The sequence below is a fragment of the Methanosarcina sp. 2.H.A.1B.4 genome (assembly GCF_000979385.1).
GTDB lineage: Archaea > Halobacteriota > Methanosarcinia > Methanosarcinales > Methanosarcinaceae > Methanosarcina.
The window spans coordinates 1-19,194 of record NZ_JJOV01000022.1 but is presented as its reverse complement, the minus strand read 5'-3'; the positions used below and the strand labels follow the sequence as shown (position 1 = coordinate 19,194).

Here is a 19,194-nt window from a genome sequence, read left to right as displayed (position 1 = left end):
TAGGAATTGTAGGGAATGCTCTCTGTTTTGTGATGTTCATTTGATCGAATTACACAAAACAAAGAGCACTTATTTTTATATAACTGTCAAAGTCAGGTTCAAAGAAGCAAAGGCTCTCGGTCTTCCTGAACCGGAGATAATTGAAGTCGGTATGCGGATGAGATTCGTTGTCCATCTGGCGGAATCCATTGCAGTACTGCCTGAATCTAAAGAAATAAAAGGGATACTGGATATCCCGGAGCACCAAGTCAGTGAACTTGGTGCCAGAACCGGCACTATGTTGGAACTTCGCCGGCACCAAGTTGAAGTACTCAAAAAATGTAAAAATGAATGCTCTATTGTCGATCTGATGGAGCTCACAGAGAGGACAGACCGCAGCAAATTCAGAAAGCGCATACTAAGTCCTCTGCTCGATGCAGGTTTCATTGAAATGACAATCCCCGACAAACCCCGCAGCAGCAAGCAGAAATACCGCCTGACAGCTAAAGGGAAGGCATTTTTAGATAAAGAGGCACATGAAGGCATAGAATAAGAGAATCCTGTAAGTGATGCTCGTGCCTGTTTTTGATGGAAGTCTGCAGATTCATCACATGCCGTGTGATGACTTTACAGGCATTTTCAAATATGATGCTTCTAAACACCGCAAAAACCGCACTAATTCCGCATTAATACCGCATAAACCGCATTAATACCGCAAAAACCGCATTAATACCGCAAAAACCGCACTAATTCCGCACCAAAGCCGCATAAGCCGCACTAAAGCCGCAAAATTAGAAGATAGTATAAGTTTAGGTTGTCCACCGTTACATGGTTGATATTTTTGAAAAACCCGAATTGCGCCTCGGGATCTCAGGAAATCGGAGATTTTCTGGGAGTTGCACTGCAAGTGCAACAGTACGCGGTCCTTTTCGCTGCGCTCAAGAGGACTGAATTACGATTTTTCTGACCCTTACAACGTCATTCGCTTTATCATGTCGTTTTTGTCACGCTCGACGCAGGAGAGCGGCTTTCAGACAAAAAATAAGACAAAAGACCCGAAAGAAAAGCCGGAAAGTAAAAATGGAGTAAAAAATCTGAGGGATGAAGTCAAAACAGGATTAAATTGTACCTGAAAAACACTCTTTTACACGTCTGTTTTTATTGATTTTTACTGGAGATTTCAACCTCCTGTTTCTTCCTTCTCTTATTATCTCTCTTCTTTTTTCTTCTTTTTTCTACTTTTTTGCAGGGCCGCCAGACAAGCTGGCGGGTACATCCGATATTTACCTGTGAATTGAAAAGCGGTTTCCGGGGTCAAGGAAAGTATTCTTCGGGTCAGGAAGGCATTTCACTATTAACTCGTTTTTTCTTAATACCAGCAGGACTTCGCCTGTTATTTTTTTGCAGGCAGATGAGACGGTTTCAGCCCTGTAAGGCGAAGAAGAGAAAAAGATTTCTTAGGAGATTCTGAATAATACCAACAGATTAAGCAGGAACCACCTAAGTTTTTGGAAAAGAGAAAACAATCTAAAGGGGACATAGGGGCCACAAAGGGGACATAAAGGGGACAAAGACGCCAAAGACGCCACAAAGACGCCATAATCACGCCAAATACCTCACCTATCAAAGACGTCAAATAGCCAGAATCAAGCCAACTGCACCAGAAACAAAGGCACCATCAAAATTCCCCAAAGACGCCACAAACGCGCCAATTACGCAATTAGACAAATCAAAAATGCGGGTGAGGTTCATTGTCTATCTGGCGGAATCTATTGCTGTTGAAACCACCGGCTTAGTTACAGGTGAAGGAAAGTCACAGCCCGAGTTACAGCCCGAGTTACAGCTAGAGTTACAGCCCGAGTTACAGCTAGAGTTACAGCTAGAGTTACAGCTAGAGTTACAGCTAGAGTTACGGCTAGAGTCACTGTTTAAATTGAGTATCAATTCAAGACCACTTAGCTGAATAAGAACCTATCCGAAAAGTCAGAATACACGTTGAAAAGCTATAACAGGCTTATAATGTCTAAGTATCTACTCCATGTTCATATCCCTTACTGTAAATATTACAATGGGTCAAACATTTTTTGGATAGGCTCTTAACCCACCCTAAAAAAATGAAGAGCCATCTTCTTTGTTTATATCCCCAATATACTCACGGTATATTACGTACTTGCCATTTGCTTTCTTTATGCATCTAACCCCAAGTCCACTCTCCTTCAACATCGCTTTTCTCTTCTCGACATCGGATTTATCAAGTCCAAAATAACTGGGTTCATCGAGCATGTAGGTTTTACCGTTAAAGTTCCTAAAAGTTTTATGCATAGAGACACCTAAGCGATATAGTTTTTGACTGGAGAGTAAAGGCTGTCACTTACTTTCTTTAACCTGATATACAATCTCGCTTCCATCTTTTCCTGTTTTCCGAATACCGTCACTACTTATGATATAATCATCAATTTCAGAAATATCAGAAGCGTGATCTTGTATTTCTTTAATTGCCTCACCAATTGTAATAGGTTCATTTGCATTACCTGGGATATGAATCGGTTCATCTAGTCCTTTTTTCGTGATTAATGCAAGTTTTTCCAGTGCTTCGATTAGAGTCATTTCTGTCATGGTTTTGATTCCTCCTTCCAGAAGTTCTATTCTTATTCCGCATATAATATAGTTTAGGCCTCTTCTTCTATGTCTTTTATCTTCACAATTTCTTTTATGATATCATTACACTCAAGATTAGAACAAGAATTTACCACACTTAGGATATACTATTGAACGGCATGTTGCGGAAGTTACGATAAATCATAATGTCGTACATCTACACAGGTCACAACACTTTTCGGATAGGCTCTAAGTAACCGAACAGGTAACCGAACAGGTAACCGAACAAGTAACCGAACAGGTAACTGAACAAGCAACCGACCCAGTTGCCGACTCAGTCATCGACCCAGTCACCGATCCAGTTATTTAAATAAGTAAATTGAACAATGTTTTTTATATAACGAGCTGATAATAACCAATTAAAATAGTTACTTATATTCTATTGTAGATGCGGAGGAAACAATTGTGGCTAAGCCAATTGAACTGGGTCTTGTTTTAGAAGGTGAGGATGCCCGGGAATTCTGGGAAAACGAGAAGAAGCCTGCAACTAAACAACAAATAGAAATGTTTAAACGGGCAAGGAAACTTGCAAGTACAATCAGGTTGTAAGTGTGCCGCATAAAATACCGCAAAAACTGCAAAAACCGCATTAAAGCCGCATAGAAGCCGCACTAAAGTGAAAAGGGAAAAGAAAATTTAGCAAAATGAGGTGAGTAAAATGCCTTCAAGGTATCTGGAAGTAAATACTCTGCACATATCCGATCCAGTTGCGATCAAGAAATTGCATTCCCTTTTTGAAAAGAATGAAAAATCCAAACCTCCTGAATCCCGATATAGAAAATCTGAGGAAGAGGTAATTGAATTCTTAACACAAAAGTTCTAACCTTTCTTTTTTTGATTACAGAAGCTTGATGAACTCTTCATCGGTCATCCCGGCTTGCCGGATTATCGATTTCAATGTCCCTGCCGGAATTTCGGGATGATCCGGGACAATAACAATGAGCGTTTTATCTGGAACCTTCTTTTTCATTTTATGTGGCTGCCCTTCTGAGATACTACCTGAAACCCCTGGCTGTTGAGAGCCTTGATTACTTCAAGAGCTGATGGGTGGGAAGTTTTGGCATGGGAAGAGACCTCTACCGTTGTGGTAAAAACCTGTCTTGCGGCAGGTATTTGGGCGTCCTCGTCTTCGAGGTAGAGTTCAATTGCTTCCTTCAGGTTCTCGATGGCTTCTTCGATTGTTTCACCCTGGCTTGCGACGTCAAGCTCAGGACACCAGGAGACATACCATTTTCCTTCATTATGAACGACAGCTGAAAACCTGTACGTTTCTTCCATGATTAAGAGATTCCCTCTGTGCTATAAAAAATCTCTCTTAAATCTCTCTTTGGAGGATGTACCAGCTTAAGGTTTCTGGTCAGGCGGGTACTTTTCACCATGAAACCATTTACAGGAAACCTGAATCATTCAGCTAATCGAGTGAATCGAGTAAAAACCAGAAACCAGACTTCACAACTTAATTCCTTTTAACTAACAGGTTGTGAGAAAAGGATATAATCTGGAACGGAGATTAAAAAGAGAATAAATCAAAGGGGGGATGAAATGGCTTCAAGATATCTGGAACAAAGCACTTTATACATATCAGACCCTGTTGCCATTAATAAGTTGCATTCTTTATTCGAAAAGAATGAAAAATCCAAACCTCCTGTATCTCGATATACAAAGTCAGATAAAGAGGTAATTGATTTCTTAACAAAGAAATTCTAATCATTTCATTTTTTTAACCGGGTAATGGTATTTCTATTTGAGATTAGCTTTTTTAACTCTACGGCGGGAAGTCTACGTACTCGACAACCGTAGGCTGACAAGTTGGGGAGGTCAGCACGCAGGGAATTGCACTCAACTGCTGACCTTTTCATCTCACCAGATTTCCAGTTTTAGCATAGATAACTCTTCATATATTTTTGTAATTTAAGTTTTACCCAACTTTTTTTCCCACTTTTTTCTGAAATCAGAGCCATAATTTTTGGCTCTGGATTATGTATTAAATAAGTGACCACCCATCTACAAGCTCAGCAAAATCTTTTAAAAATCAAAGAGTATTTCATGGATAAAGTATCTAAATCTCTAACTCTCATTCTAAACCATTCTGATTAACAGCAGGATATGGATTTTCATGGTCAACGTAGAAAAAACAAGCCTAAGCATACTCAGGAAATTTGATCCCTCGGAACTGAAGGACTATGAAAAGAGAAAAATAGTTTTCTGGTATGACAGGGACAAAACCGCCTGGGACCAGGAGAAGCAGGCTCCCGGAGAGGAGCTTGAAGAAATAATTCAGGTCCTGGAAGAAAACAACATCAAATTCCATATCCTTGACAATAACTATTTTGAAACCAAAAAACTCCTTGAAATCGAAGACCTGGAGTCAAACTATCTCATCTACTGCCCGGACAAAGAAAGGGCGCACGAAGACAACTGGCTTTTTGATATCCAGCTCTACTCATCCAGATTTGAAAACAGCCGGATTTCAGACATCAAGAGCGAATTTGAGATCGACGGGCATGAACTGGATGACTTCTTCACGAAATACGAGAAATTCTTTGGCAACCAGAAAGAAAGGGTCCAGCCCTTAAAGAAGCTCCACCAGCGGGACTGGCGGGAAAAAGAGTTCATCCTGGGCATGCTGGCTGTTTTTTCAAAGACACAGGCTCTTGATTTCAAACAGATTATAAGGGATACCATGTTGAGATCCCTGGGTGAAGCTGAAAACCCGGTCTGGGAGAATATCTCAAAATTCGGGCTGGAGGAAAACTTCTGGGAGCTGGCAGAAGAAGATTTTGGATTTTCGGCAAAAAATCCTACCCTGAAGAAACTATTCCTGAGTTTCCTTGTTACACACATAAAGCGGTATTCCGGAATTTCCCTGGCAGGCTATGACCAGTATGTTGACCGGAAAGAAAACGAGTGCCAGATCTTCCTCAAGCACTGGATGGACAGCTCACGGGATTCCAAAACGTTTGAGAAATACACAAAGGACATGCTTGAAGAAACTGGCCAGGACCTGGAAAAAAGCCTGCAGGCAGAACTTGATAAACATGATGTGCAGACCTACCTTGAAGCTGAAGCCGTTGAAATCTTTGATAAGGCTGTAATTCTTCAGATCCTCAAATCCCTGAACAGCCCTGTAGATTCGACAGAAGAGGACTTCAAAAACCATCTTGCCTGGATCGATACCCGCCGGACAAAGCACTGGTTTTCAGAATATGAAAACATCTACAATGCGCTTGAATATGCGGTTAAGCTCTTCCAGTTTGCCCGGGAATACTATGATAATCCGAAAGCAGCTGACGCGCTTGAAAACACTCCCAGTTTGTACGAATTATTCAAAGCATATGCTGAGACATACTACCAGATCGATTACCTCTACAGGAAATTCTACTATTACTATGATAAAGAGCAGGAAAAGGACATCCTGAAGAAAAACCTCAGGCCTCAGGTCGAAGACCTCTACACCAACAAGCTGCTCGGAAAACTGTTATTGAAATGGAGCAGCCTCATTGACTCCGAGCTCAATGGGCAGTGGAAGATTGAACTTGCGGACAGCCAGAAGGACTTCTACAAACGGCATGTAAACAGGATTCTGCAAAAAGATGACAGGAGTAAAGTTGCAGTTATCATTTCCGATGCACTGCGCTATGAAGCAGCTGCCGAGCTCTTTGAAACCCTCAACAAAGATACCTGGGGACTTCCCGAACTCAGCTACATGGCAGGAGTCTTACCCTCATACACGAAGCTCGGAATGGCAAGTTTACTCCCGCATAATGCGCTGGAATACAGAGGAAAAGAAATCTTTGTGGACGGCATAAGTTCCGAAGGGCTTGAAAAAAGGAACAAAATCCTGCAGAGCAAATGTGATGACTCACTTGCACTGAATTATGAGGACTTCATTAAATTAAGCCGGGAAGAGGCAAGAGAACTGATCAAAGGAAAAAGAGTCCTTTACATATATCACAATAAGATAGACTCAACCGGGGATAAGCAGTCCTCGGAAAACAGTGTTTTCAATGCCGTGGAAGAAACAGTTTTTGAAATCAAGAAAATGGTCAAGCATCTGAGTGAAGCCCTAAACACAACAAATATCATTGTCACAGCGGATCACGGTTTCCTGTACCGAAGAGATGATATGGAAAATGCGGATAAGGTAGAAACCTCATCGTTTGACAAAACTCGAATAATTGATACCACAAAGAGATTTATCCTGAGTGACCAGGAGCTTGCACCGGATAATTCACCGGATAATTCACTGAATAATATACACAGCTTTGACATGCGCCATATTCTCGAGAAGGAACATTCCCCCCTCTTTGCCTATGTCCCGAAAACCGACCTCAGATTCAAGCTTCAGGGAGGCGGGCTCAATTTTGTACACGGAGGAGCCTCTCCCCAGGAGATTGTCATTCCGGTCCTGACATATACCCACCGGCGGAATGAAAAAACCCTCGAAAAGAAAGGCATCAAATACGGCAAAGTCAACGTCTCGGTAATAAATGACCGGAAAAAGATCACAAGCAGCAAGTTTAAAGTAAAGATTTTCCAGACAGAAAAAGTGACTGATAAGCTGAAACCCCGTACTTTCAGGGCTTCATTATGGGATATTGACGGTGAGCAGGAAAAAATGGTCAGTGACGAAAGAACCGTTATTGCCAATAGCGAATCCGATGAGCCTGAAGAAAGGCAGTACACTGTTATACTTACCCTTGGCAACGGTCTCGAAAATAAAACATATTACCTGAGATTGATTGATGAAGACACAAATGAAATCAAAGATATTGCCCGGATTACATTCGAACTTGACCTTTTGATTGGCGATTTTGACGACTTTTAAATTAAAAAAGGGAATCAGGCATAAAGATTCTGGAATAAAAAAAGTTTTTAGGGACAGGATAAAATGGTTGAAGCAGATCTCGAAACAGTAAGCCTTGAAACAGACCGAAAATTAAATCAGTACTTCTCCGGCAGGGTTGTGAGAAAAGACCTTACAAAACTGCTGAAAGTAGGGCACAATGTCCCTGTCTACGTGCTGGAATACCTGCTAGGCTCTTACTGCGCAGATGATGACGAGGATGTAATTAAGGAAGGTGTCCAGAAGGTCAAAAATATCCTGTCCCAGAACTATGTGAGGTCTGATGAAGCCGAAAAGATCAAATCAAGGATCAGGGAGACAGGATACTACACCATTATTGATAAGATCACGGTCACACTCAATGAAAGGAGAGACGTCTACGAAGCTGAGTTCTCCAACCTTGGGCTTAAAAACATTGAGATTGACTCTGATTATGTAATAAAATACGACAAGCTTCTAGGCGGCGGAATCTGGTGCATGATCAAGATGGAGTACTCTACAGAATCAGCTTCTTCGCCATTCGTCATCTCCAGCCTGAAACCTATCCAGATCCCTAATATGAACCTCCAGGAGATCCTGGTGGAAAGGAAGAACTTTACTAAAGATGAGTGGATTGACGTCCTGATGAGAAGCATTGGGATGGAGCCCACCCAGCTTGAAACTCCCATCAAATGGCATATGCTCGAAAGGCTCGTTCCTCTTGTAGAGAATAACTACAACCTCTGCGAACTCGGCCCGAAAAGTACAGGAAAATCTCACGTTTACAAGGAAATATCCCCAAACACCATCCTGATCTCCGGGGGGCAGACCACGGTTGCAAACCTCTTCTACAACATGTCCACCCGACAGGTAGGGCTTGTGGGGTTCTGGGATGTTGTGGCATTTGACGAAGTTGCAGGAATCCGTTTCAAAGACAAAGACGGCATCCAGATCCTCAAAGACTACATGGCCTCCGGCTCTTTCGCAAGGGGAAAAGAGCAAAAGAATGCAAACGCGTCAATCGTCTTTGTTGGAAATGTCAACCAGAGTATAGAGTCCTTAATAAAGACTTCAAACCTCTTTTCTCCCTTCCCGGAAGCTATGAACAGCGATACCGCCTTTTTCGACAGGATGCACTATTACATCCCTGGCTGGGAAATCCCGAAGTTCAGGCCTGAACACTTTACAGACAGGTACGGATTCATAGTTGACTATATTGCAGAATTCTTCCGGGAAATGAGGAAGCGATCCTACGCCGACAATATAAACAGGTTCTTTAAGCTCGGAAACAACCTGAACCAGCGCGATGTAATTGCGGTTAAAAAGACCTTCTCCGGTCTTATGAAACTCATCTACCCGGATGAGAATATCACCAGAGAGCAGGCGCAGGAGATCCTTGAATACGCTCTCGTAGGTCGAAGGCGTGTAAAAGAGCAGCTGAAAAAGATAGGAGGAATCGAGTTCTTCGATGTGAATTTCTCCTACATTGATAATGAGAACCTGAAAGAAGCTTTCGTATCTGTGCCCGAAAGCGGCGGAAACAAGATTATCCCCGCAGGCATCACAAAGCCCGGAGAAGCCTATGCAGTTGCTGCTACAGAATCTGGCAAAATCGGGGCCTACAAGTTTGAAGTCCAGGTTGTATCCGGCTCGGGAAAATACGAAAAATCGGGTACAGGTTCAAATTCTCAGGCAAAAGAGTCAATAAAAACAGCTTTCAATTACTTCAGAGCCAACGCAAAATCCATAAGCCAGAGCATCTCCGTAAAAGAAAAAGACTACTTTTTGCACGTCCAGGACCTCTATGGAGTTGGCATGTCCGAAGAACTCGCCCTTGCAGCCTTCATAAGCCTCTGTTCAGGAGCATTGGAAAGGCCGCTTCAGGAACAGACCGCAATCCTCGGAAGTATGACAATCGGAGGCTCTGTAGCTGTAATTGAAAACCTGGCAGGCCTTTTACAGGTCTGTCTTGATGCCGGAGCAAAAAGAGTGTTGATTCCAATTGCCTCTGCGGGAAAGATTGCAACAGTACCTCCGGACCTGTTCAGCAAGTTCCAGATCTCTTTTTATGAGGATCCGATTGATGCGGTGTATAAATCGATGGCGTTGATTTAAGATCTTACCAAATTTGAATAAATCTGAATAAATCTGAATAAATCTGAATAAATCTGAATAAATCTGGAGTCATAGTAAGCTCCTTTAGTTGAAGGTTTAAACTTTTAAGAAAAACTTATGAGATTAATTATTAATTTTAAATATTTGTTTCGGAAGCCTTCAAACCAAAATATTTAATTGGGTTTAAAATATACAGTTGGATGTATAAATTTTATATGTATGTTAGGGGTACCTCCAATGAAAAAAAGAAAAATGTCGGCAGACGCTGGCAAGACCGAGACTTTGAGTTTTGTCCATGCTGCTGATCTACACCTTGACAGTCCATTTACAGGAATTTCCGGGATTGACCCGGAGCTAGGGGAAAGGCTTGCGAAAGCTACCTTTCAGGCTTATGAGGCAGTTATCGAACTCTGTATGGATGAAGAAGTTGACTTCCTGCTTATCGCGGGGGATGTGTATGACAGTGCCGACAAGAGCCTTTATGCCCAGGTCAGGTTTATAGAGGGACTCAGGAAGCTTGAAACCACCGGGATTCAGGTTTTTATCTGCCATGGGAACCATGACCCTCTTGACGGCTGGTCGGCAAGCCTGAAGTGGCCCGGAAACGTACATATCATGAGGGGGGATGGGGCCGAAGTTGTGGAATTCAAAAAAGAAGGCGAAACGGTCGCTCTTGTCGTGGGGATGAGTTACCCGACCCGGCACATCATGAAAAACCTTGTGAAAGAATTCCCAAAAAAAGAAGAGAAATGGCCGTTTACGATAGGGCTGCTGCATTGCAGCGTGGGAAGCAACCCGGAGCATGACCCTTATGCCCCGTGTACCCTGCAGGACCTCAGGGAGTTAAGCTATGATTACTGGGCTCTTGGGCATATCCATACTCCCTCTATAGTTTGCAAAGAAGCCCCCCTTGTGATATATCCCGGAAACCCGCAAGGCAGGCATCCAGGCGAAACAGGGGCAAGGGGGTGCTTTTATGTGGAGGTTTCTTCCGGAGGAGCCATTTCTACCAAGTTCATCGAGACCGACTCTGTCCGCTGGCATATAAGGGAAATTTCCATAGAAGACATGGAAACAGAAGGGGAACTGATAGAAAGTCTTCAAAGCCAGCTTGATGACATAAGGGAAAATTCCGGAGGAAGATCTGCGATATGCAGGCTGTTCCTCAATGGAAGGGGGCCTCTGCACCACACTCTCAGGAAAGAGGGATTTCTTGAAGATCTCCTCCATTTGCTCAGGGAGGACGAAATTCGGGGCCGGCAGTTTGTCTGGGTAGAGAGCATTGAAAATGAAACGCTCTTTCCCGTAGAAAGGGAGCTGCTTTTGAAAAGGGAGGATTTTGTAGGAGATCTGGTTAAAATCGTGGAGGGCTTGAAGACAGATGAAAAGGCTCTGGACGAGTTTCGTGAAGTCCTTTCCCCTCTCTTTAAACCCAGTAGTGGGGGAAAACTCATTTGCAAAATTGATGATGAAGAGATGAACTCCCTGCTTCAACGTGCTGAAAATATCCTGCTTGATGCCCTTCTCACGGAGGAAAAGCATGAAAATTGATGCAATTCATATCGACGGTTTCGGCAAGTTTTCCAGGCTATCGGTGGGAGACCTGCCTTCCGGCCTGGTCATATTAACAGGAGCAAATGAGGCAGGAAAGTCAACATTATTCACTTTTATCCGGAGGATGTTTTTTGGTATCCCCAACACAAGGTGCAACCTCTATCCCCCACTTGAAGGAGGGCAACATGGGGGAAGGCTTGCAGTAACCGATTCCTCAGGGAAGCGCTGGGTCATAGAGAGGAACGCAAGCCGAAAAGACGAGGTAAAAGTTGTGCTTCCCGATGGAAATACGGGAGGCAAGCCCGAACTTCTTAAACTTCTGGGCCACGCTGACAGGAATGTCTTTGAAAACATCTATGCTTTCGGTCTTGAAGAACTGCAGAGTTTTGAGACCCTGAACGACCAGAGCATCAACAGTAAACTCTACAGTGCAGGCACCGGGGTAGGAGTTTCCATTTCAGGACTGATGGATTCAATCAGCAGCAGTGAAAACAACCTGTATAAACCCAGAGGCAGCAAACCCCTTATAAATGAGCTATTCAGGGAAATAGGAAAAACTGAAGAAAAAATTGCCGAATTTGAAGGAGCCCAGAAAAAATACGATTTTCTTCATTTCGAATTGGAACAACGAACCGGAGACATTGATCAGTTAAAAGAAAAGTCTCTGAATATACGGAAAAAATTAAACCACATTCAAAACCTGCTTTCTGTCTGGGAAGACTGGAGAGCCCTGCAGGAATCAAAAACTGCCCTTGAAGGTTTACCCGGGCTTGAGAGTTTCCCCGAAAAAGGGGAAGAAAAGCTTACAAGGCTCCGGGAAAAAATTGAGGAAATAAAGGAGACCATTTCGAGGCTGGAGCAGGAACTGGAAAAAAATGCCGTTAAAGAACGAAGCATTTCCCCGGACGAAAGCCTTCTGGAGCAAAAAGATGCAGTGATGGAACTTGAAAGCGGGATTGAGAAGTACAGGTCCGAAGTAAAAAATCTCCCGTCCCTAGAAATAAACCTCAGGCAGGAAGAAGCCGGTCTTTCTGAGCTCCTCCTTGAACTGGGCCCGAAATGGAATGAGGAAGCTTTGGACCGCTTTGACCGTTCCATCCCTGCAAAGGAAAGCGTCATCAAGATGCGAAAGGCAGTAGAGGAAATTGATGATCAAATAAAAGAGACTGGAAATGAACTTCAGCAGATTTTAAACAGCATCGAGCGAGTCAGTCAGGAAAATGATTCATTTGAAGAAAGCCTCCTGGTGCACAGAACCCAGGTCATCGAACTTGGAAATGGGATAGAGAAATACCGGACTGATAAGGACCTCCTCCATTCCGAAACTCGGGAAGTTCAGGAGAAAAAAGCCGAACTGAAGGAAAACCTGTCAGGGTTTGGGGAGGGCTGGGACGAAAGCACCCTTGCCCGTTTCGAGCGTTCAACTCCTTCTAAGGAAACCGTGATCGGAAAACGAAGGGAAATGGAGGAGGCGGAAAAAACAATCGAGAGGTACCGCGACAGGCTCGAACTTGCCCTTGGGGAAATCGAAGAAGTCCGCGGGGAAATAGAAGCCCTGGAAGAGAAACTCGAAGCCTACTCAAAGCTTCCCAACCCTGAAGAGGTAAAGCAGGGGCTTGAAGCTGTAAGCTACCTCAGGGTGAATCACCCTCTCCTCAGGGAAAAGGAAAGCGAACTCAAAAACCTGGAAAAAGACCTGGAAAAAGAAGAGATGCTTTATGCAGCCTTCGGGCCCCGGAAAACCGAGCATGAGGAAGGACTTCCCCTTTGGCCTGCAGGAATGCTCCTGATTGCAGGTGGCATAGGCCTGGCTTACGAGTACATGAACAACTCCCTGCTCTCTGGACTTGGCATATTTTTCCTCCTTTTTGCTACTTCTGCCGCATACTTCCAGAAAGCCAGAAAAAAACCCTCAAGCCCTCCTGTCGGGGAGGAACAATTAAAAGGAACCGAAGCCCGGAAACAGAAAGCACAGGACTCAAAAGAAAAACTGTCCGGAGAGATTGCCTCCCTGAAAGAAGACATGAAAACCCGGGCAAAAAAGTGCGGCTTTGAAGACATTCCCGACCCCTCGGTGCGGGAACAGAAAGCCGATGAACTGCAAAGGATCCTGCTTGATTTGAAAACTGCCGGAGAACTGCACCAGGGGAAGGATAAGCTTCAGAAGAAGCGGGATAAGTTAAATGCAGCTTACCAGGAGCTTGAAGGTAAGCTGAAGGTCGGAGAGGGCGGGCAGGAGGAAGTTCTCCAGGAATGGAAAGAATGGCTTGTTTCTTCAGGATTCAAACCGGAGCTATCTCCTGAGCATGTGCTTGAGCTTCTTTCCGGGATCAGGGCCTGCTTGGAAAAACAAAAAAATGTTAAAGAACTGGAAAAACAGGTACAGCTCAGGGAAGCTGCTATTAAAAAGTACGAAGAAGAAGCCCTTAGTGTTCTGAAAGCCTGTGAAAGGCCTGTTTTGGGAAGTGCACTTGAAAGTGAAATCGCAAAACTCAGGGAGGATGTAAGTTTTGCATTTAACCAGGCTGAAAGAATGAAGATACTTGAACTTGAATCCGAAAGCCTTGACCGCAAAAATAAGGAGCTTGAAGCCCGGCTCCTTGAGGAAAGAACGCAAAGGGATGCCCTCTCCGAAAAGTGGACCTGCTGGCTTGGGGCTTATGGGCTTGACCCATCACTTTCAGTAGAAAGCGTGCTTGAAATCTTTTCGGTAATCCGAACATGCTTTGACAGGCAGCGGGTGATCCGGAAACTTGAAGAACAGATTACTTCCAGCAGAACTTCGATAGAAGCCTATGAAGCAAAGGTAACCGGGGTTATGCAGGAATGTGAACGTCCGCTTTCCGGACTTTCTTTTGACACGAGGGTTGAAAAACTCCGTTTGGAACTTGAACAGGCATCCGAGGAAACAAGGAGCCTGCAGCAACTGAAAACAAGATCAAAAGAACTCGAGATCGAACTTCAGGCAGCCCGGGATAAGTATGAAGACGCTGCAGAAGAGATTGCAGTCCTTCTTGAATCCGGTTCTGCAGCAACGGAAGAAGAGTTCTGTGAAAATGCACGGCTCTGGACTCAGCGAATAGAGTTCGAAAGCAGGGAAAGGGAGGCTGAACAGCAGATTCGGAGGGTTTCCGGGGATGGGGAAAAGTATGACATTTTCATCGAAAAACTTCAAGCCTCCGATCCATCAGGCCTGGAAGAAGAAAACCGCAGGCTGGATGAATGCCTGAAAACCCTTGAACAGGAGACCACCGAGAATATGGACAGGCGCGGAGCGATAGGAAACCAGATAGAACAGCTCGAACACGGAGGTGAAGGTTCCCTGGCAAGGGTAATGCAGGAAAGCCTGCTTGAAGGACTTCACGAAAAGTCAAGGGAATGGGCTTCCCTGGTTCTGGCCCGAAAAGTCCTTGCTAAAGCAATCGAAGTCTATGAAAAGGAAAGGCAGCCTGCAGTTATCGTGGAAGCCCAGGCCTTTTTCTCAAAGATTACCGGCGGCAGGTATACGAGGATTTATTCCCCGCTCAACTCTTCCGAAATCTACGTTGAAGACCGGGAAGGCCGGCAGAAGAGCGTCCAGGAACTCAGCCGGGGAACAGCCGAACAGCTTTATCTCTCCCTGCGTTTCGGTTTCATCAGGGAATTCGGCAGGCATTCGGAATCTCTTCCTGTCGTGTTTGATGACGTGCTGGTGAACTTTGACCCCGAACGCTGCAAAAGCACCTGTGAAGCCATAAAGGACCTTGTCTCAGGCAACCAGCTCTTTTATTTCACCTGCCACCCAGAAACCGTCCAGATGCTTGCAGGAAGGTTTCCCGAAGCCCTGGTTGTAGACCTTGATGCAGTACAATAAGATAGTTAAAGATAAGATAGTTAAAGCGTAAAAAGGTTGGACCAAAGGAATTGAAACGAAAACTTTTATGCATAAATTGCCGTGAAACACTTTTGATCGGGAACCGGGCTCCAATTCCGGTTCCTGGTTTTTATCTTTTATAATTCATATCAGAAATCCGAATTCTGTTGTAGCAAATCTTCTGAATCTATGGTTGTCGGCTTGCCGTGTATTTCAGAAAAAGTCATTCTACCAGCTTCATTTTCTAATCGATCTCACAAATTGACGCCATCACAATACAGCCTGAACCCACACTCCTTGCAGATTTCGGGATCCTCTGTCTCCTTAAACCCATGCTCATAATCATGAGCAATATTTCGTGCAGTTTGGACCATTGCACTGATGGCTCCACTGTCAAGAGAACTTACCCGGCCTTCAGTGCTGCCGTACTTTCCCTCCTCCTGCAACTCAAAAACGCGAGGTTTTTCTAGGGCCAGCATGTCAAGCGTGAGCCTCTTCACCCGGTATTCCGGATGCATGTGTTCAAAACCTTTCGCATACAGCAAGAGCTGCCTTGAACGATCTTCGGGGCTCACCTCGTATTTACCGGTTTTATAATCGATGATTTCAACCTCTTTTCCGGAAGAGTCAAGTAAATCAACTCTGTCGATCTTTCCCCTGAAAACAAATCCTTCTATAGGAACACTAAACCATTTTTCAACCATGAGATTATTTGAAATCCGGTCTTTATTCCGGAGCCAGAACACTTCGAAAAGAGGAAAAGTTGATTCCAGATCCACATACATCCATTCGGGCTTTTTATGCAATGCTTCTATTATGTTATAGAGAGCCTGCTTTTCCAAAACTTTTTCTTTAACTGCAATCTCAAGCACCTCATGCACGAAACTTCCCTTTGCCATGGCTCCTGTCGAATCTTCGTTCTTCCGACCCGGCATGCGCAGGATTTCCTGAAGTTCGTACTGCTTCGGGCAGTTTTCGTACAACTTCAAAGCGGAAAAGCTGAAACCAAATGCTTCCGGATTGAATCTCAAGCCGTTGCTTCTGGTCTCCATTTTTGAGAGGATCTCTCCTGCTTTTTCAGTCGGATCTATCAGGCTCCAGTTTTGCTTAATTTCTTCAAGATAGTCCCCACATCCCCCATCTCTTAGAGCCCTGTACACCATCAGATAGTGTACAGCTTCTTCAAGATCCTTATCAAGAGCCTCAATAAGCAGTCGAACACATTTGTTTTTCTCTCTTTCAAGCTCGTTGTCCTTTACAAGGCCTGCGGTTTTAACCTCAAGGTCTTTCCGGTAAGACAGGCTCAACTCATCAAAAGTGATTTCCTTTTCCATATCACTTCTTGTTCCATCAGCTGGATCGGTGTCTATATCCCGCCAGTGATCATACCCGATTTCCATTAGAAACTCAGAAGGTTCTCTCTCCTTGCCGCCATATTCCAGGGACAGAGTTAATATAAGGTCTTCTTTTGCCCTTGTAAAAGCCACATAGCAGAGCCGGCGTTCCTCTTCCAGTTTTATCTCTTTTTTGAGCTCCTTTATTGCATTTTCAAGATCTTTTTTGCTCAATTCCGCTGAAAAAAGGTCCCTGTACTGGTCCATAATTTCCAGTGGAATAAGGGGTTCTTGCCCACCCCTGAATAGAGGAAATTTGTCCTTTGCCATGCTGGTCACAAATACGACCCTGAATTCGAGCCCCTTTGCTGCATGGATACTCATCAGGCTTACAGCATCATCCTCCCTGATCTTTGCAGATGCAGGATTGCCTCCCATTTCGTCCAGAATCTCCAGATAATCAATGAAGCCAAAAAGCTCTCTGTTGTAAAATCGTTCATAATTCTTTGCCATTTCGTGCAGATTTCTCAGGTTCAGGAAAGCTTCCCTGGCTTTCAGCGTATCCAGCCTGTTAAGGTGCCTCACAAGCCCGCTGTGATCATAAATTTCAAGCAAAAGATCAGAAACATCCAGCAGGTTTTTCTCTTCAAGTACCCTGATTGTTTCTTTCACCTTTTCAATAGTACTGCACCCTTTTTCACTTAACCTGATCTCATCGAGATGGTGGTAGATAGCTTCCTGAAAAGAAATCTTGTTTTTCTTGATGTACTCCCCTATCTGAACGGAGTCACTGTTCTCCAGGCCGTTATTGTAATGAAAGAGCCGCCACCAGGCTTCAGTCCCTCTGGGGGTCGGGTCCGTGAGGTTATTTAATATGTAGAGATAGGAAAGCACGGTCTTGATTTCGGGTTGTTTTAGATAATCAACATCGTCTTTCACAACTACAGGTATTTCCCGCCTCTGGAGCGCCTGCCTGATCTGCCTACCCTGGTTATGGGTTCGATAAAGGACTGCAATTTCGTTTAGGGGAATGCCCTTTTCAATATAAGATTCGATCTGCTCGACGACTTTTCTTGCTTCTTCCCCTTCGTCTTTTGTTTCCTGGATGACGACGTTTCCGCCCTCGTTATTGTTGCAGTTTTTGAGGAGAATGCACTCGCTTTTCCGGTCTTCTGGGTAGTTCTGTGAGATCAGCTTGTAAGCAACCTTTAATATAGTATTCGTGGACCTGAAACTCACATCGAGAGACACTATATCCCGTTCTGAAATTCCGAATTGCTTTTTAAAATCCTCAATATTGTTTGAGTATGCACCCCGAAAAGCGTAGATACTCTGGTTCGCGTCCGCAACAACCGTGATATTTTGTTCCCTTGAGGTCAGGTGCTTAATAAGTTCGAACTGCACATAATTGGTGTCCTGGAACTCATCCACAATGATGTGAGTATAGGTATCGTTAAGCTCTGCTGTGCCGCAGGTGTTCAAGAAGTCAAGGGCAATCCGGTTGAGGTCCCCGTAGTCAAGGCAATTTAGGGCTCTCTTTCTTTCTTCATATGTTACCCAGGCGTGGGTGAAATCAGCATATTTTCGGTATTCATCATAAAGTCCGATGAAGTCCTGCCAGTTTTTCTTTTCATCTTTCAGGGCTTTTTGCTGGATTTTGTCCTTCAAATGAAACGTGTTCAAGTTGATCTTGGATTCGGTATAAAACTGCTCCAACCTGCTTTCTTCAGCAAACTCAAGCAGGGATTCCTTCTTTGTTTCAAGATAAGCTTTGAACTCATCAATCGAAATGTTGAGGTCCTTTGCCTTTGCGATTGTGCTAGAATATAAAGCTGCATTTCTCGGAGTGGTGCCCAGTTCCTTATAAAGCAGGATAGCTGAATCAATGTCCTCAAAAATCGTAAATTGCTCCAAAACCCCACACTTTTCAGAATTATCTCTTATCAATTCGGCACAGAAAGCATGAAAAGTACTCACCTTCACATCAATTCCCTGTCCGAGAAGCTCATGGATTTTCTTTTCCATATTTCTGGCGGCTTCCCTTGAAAAAGTAAGGGCAAGAATCTTTTCCGGTTTAATTTCCTGTTTTTCGATCATCCAGGCAATTTTGCCAGTGATGGCAGTTGTCTTACCCGTGCCTGCACCTGCAAGAATTAATAGAGGGCCTGAAGTGTGTTCAACTGCTTCTTTTTGCCTGGGAGTTAGGGTTGTAAGGAGTTCTTCTAACATGGAAACGCTCTGGGACAGTTAGTTTTGTTTATTTTGTATTTCAGAAAGACCAGCATGTATAAAAAATATATTGATGTTATTAAGCTTCTGGAAACCAGACAATAAATGATCATGTTCACCACAACATGCAAGAAAAAATAGGCCGCCTGTACTGTTCTATCCTGGAACAAAAATCATATTCCTCTGGAACAGCCTTTGAAAAAGAGGCTTTGAGAATCCCAAACGAACTTAAAAAAAGTAAGAAATTAGATAGTGGAATCAGTTATCCCACCATCTAACTGCAATTTATCTTCTTCTATACAAAAACACTCCAAGCAGCCCGATAACACAGTAAATCATTTCAAATCCAGGCATGCTTGTTCTTTCCTGCTCAGAAGACTGCTCAACTTCTGATGCTGTATTGTTTTGTTCAAGATCCTGAGTGTCAGGTTCAGGCAGGATTTCAGTCACAGTTTCTTCTGCTGTTTTCTCACCTGTTATTGCAAAGGGCGAGAATCCAGGAGTTTCTGCTGTGAAATACATATATTTTTCATCGTCTTTTGAGTGTTTGGTGGGCAATGGATTCCATTTCTTGTCACTGTACCTGTTCAGGATGATTGAAGACTGGTCAATGCCTTTATCCTTCATCCAGGCCTTTTCAATTTTGA

The 19,194-nt window shown here is 43.8% G+C and carries 13 protein-coding genes; 7 read left to right on the top strand and 6 right to left on the bottom strand.

Features of this window, described 5'->3' with window-relative positions; translation table 11 throughout:
* Window positions 1-532 (top strand): Fic family protein (locus EO92_RS03695; RefSeq protein ID WP_235283166.1); only part of this gene is annotated, 532 nt, incomplete at its 5' end.
* Window positions 533-2,085: 1,553 nt separating this feature from the next.
* Here EO92_RS03695 and EO92_RS03685 read toward each other — a convergent pair.
* Entirely contained in the window at window positions 2,086-2,262 is a 177-nt protein-coding gene (locus EO92_RS03685) for a hypothetical protein (protein WP_235283165.1), read from the bottom strand.
* Window positions 2,263-2,346: 84 nt separating this feature from the next.
* Complete coding sequence (locus tag EO92_RS03680; protein ID WP_048169395.1) at window positions 2,347-2,595, bottom strand: hypothetical protein; 249 nt, start codon at window positions 2,593-2,595, stop codon at window positions 2,347-2,349.
* Between the two features lie 447 nt (window positions 2,596-3,042).
* Here EO92_RS03680 and EO92_RS18210 point away from each other — a divergent pair, with 447 nt between their 5' ends.
* Window positions 3,043-3,186: a hypothetical protein gene (locus tag EO92_RS18210; RefSeq protein WP_196296812.1), complete on the top strand. Its 144-nt coding sequence runs from the start codon at window positions 3,043-3,045 to the stop codon at window positions 3,184-3,186.
* A 289-nt stretch (window positions 3,187-3,475) separates the two neighbouring features.
* Here EO92_RS18210 and EO92_RS03675 read toward each other — a convergent pair whose 3' ends face one another.
* Complete coding sequence (locus EO92_RS03675; protein ID WP_200896731.1) at window positions 3,476-3,607, bottom strand: type II toxin-antitoxin system HicA family toxin; 132 nt, start codon at window positions 3,605-3,607, stop codon at window positions 3,476-3,478.
* Window positions 3,604-3,915, bottom strand: coding sequence for a type II toxin-antitoxin system HicB family antitoxin (locus EO92_RS03670; RefSeq protein WP_235283164.1), 312 nt, complete (start codon window positions 3,913-3,915; stop codon window positions 3,604-3,606). Before EO92_RS03670 ends, EO92_RS03675 begins: the two co-directional genes overlap by 4 nt.
* Window positions 3,916-4,753: 838 nt before the next feature.
* Between EO92_RS03670 and pglZ the strand changes: the two genes are divergently transcribed.
* The 4 genes from pglZ to EO92_RS03650 all read left to right on the top strand — a co-directional run bounded on the left by pglZ (window position 4,754) and on the right by EO92_RS03650 (window position 14,984).
* Complete coding sequence (gene pglZ, locus EO92_RS03665) at window positions 4,754-7,465, top strand: BREX-1 system phosphatase PglZ type A (RefSeq protein ID WP_048169393.1); 2,712 nt, start codon at window positions 4,754-4,756, stop codon at window positions 7,463-7,465.
* A 63-nt stretch (window positions 7,466-7,528) separates the two neighbouring features.
* Window positions 7,529-9,577 carry a protease Lon-related BREX system protein BrxL gene (gene brxL / locus EO92_RS03660; RefSeq protein WP_048169391.1) on the top strand — a complete coding sequence of 683 codons (2,049 nt, stop codon included), beginning with the start codon at window positions 7,529-7,531 and terminating at the stop codon, window positions 9,575-9,577.
* A 237-nt stretch (window positions 9,578-9,814) separates the two neighbouring features.
* Window positions 9,815-11,128 carry an exonuclease SbcCD subunit D gene (locus tag EO92_RS03655; protein WP_235283163.1) on the top strand — a complete coding sequence of 438 codons (1,314 nt, stop codon included), beginning with the start codon at window positions 9,815-9,817 and terminating at the stop codon, window positions 11,126-11,128.
* Window positions 11,118-14,984, top strand: a complete 3,867-nt coding sequence (locus EO92_RS03650) for an AAA family ATPase (RefSeq protein WP_048169389.1) — start codon at window positions 11,118-11,120, stop codon at window positions 14,982-14,984. Before EO92_RS03655 ends, EO92_RS03650 begins: the two co-directional genes overlap by 11 nt.
* A 254-nt stretch (window positions 14,985-15,238) precedes the next feature.
* On the opposite strand, the gene EO92_RS03645 is transcribed toward EO92_RS03650, so the two are convergent.
* Entirely contained in the window at window positions 15,239-18,547 is a 3,309-nt protein-coding gene (locus EO92_RS03645) for an ATP-dependent helicase (protein WP_048169387.1), read from the bottom strand.
* A gap of 125 nt (window positions 18,548-18,672) precedes the next feature.
* Between EO92_RS03645 and EO92_RS17490 the strand changes: the two genes are divergently transcribed.
* Window positions 18,673-18,825, top strand: a complete 153-nt coding sequence (locus EO92_RS17490) for a hypothetical protein (RefSeq protein WP_156165720.1) — start codon at window positions 18,673-18,675, stop codon at window positions 18,823-18,825.
* A gap of 7 nt (window positions 18,826-18,832) precedes the next feature.
* On the opposite strand, the gene EO92_RS03640 is transcribed toward EO92_RS17490, so the two are convergent.
* Window positions 18,833-19,194: PGF-pre-PGF domain-containing protein (locus EO92_RS03640; protein ID WP_048169385.1), on the bottom strand; the 362-nt coding region annotated here is incomplete at its 5' end.